1 rRNA gene is annotated in these 370 nt (G+C 51.2%); it reads left to right on the top strand.

The features are described from left to right. Positions 1 to 370 (top strand): 23S ribosomal RNA (locus AB4Z32_RS27880); the annotation flags it as partial.

The raw sequence follows: 370 nt of genomic DNA, 5'->3' as shown, positions 1-370 counted from the left end.
GCCTTTTAGGTCATCACTCACTGAATACATAGGTGTGTGAAGCGAACGCGGCGAACTGAAACATCTAAGTAGCTGCAGGAAAAGAAATCAACCGAGATTCCCAAAGTAGTGGCGAGCGAAATGGGATGAGCCTTGTACGTGATAGTCGACTGGATAGTGGAAGCCTCTGGAAATAGGCGCCATAGCGGGTGATAGCCCCGTACACGAAATCCGGACGGTGRTACTAAGCGTACGACAAGTAGGGCGGGACACGAGAAATCCTGTCTGAAGATGGGGGGACCATCCTCCAAGGCTAAATACTCGTAATCGACCGATAGTGAACCAGTACCGTGAGGGAAAGGCGAAAAGAACCCCGGGAGGGGAGTGAAAT

The organism is Massilia sp. 2TAF26, assembly GCF_052115005.1.
In the GTDB taxonomy this organism is placed as follows: Bacteria; Pseudomonadota; Gammaproteobacteria; order Burkholderiales; family Burkholderiaceae_D; genus Telluria.
This window is presented reverse-complemented; position numbering and strand designations above follow the sequence as displayed.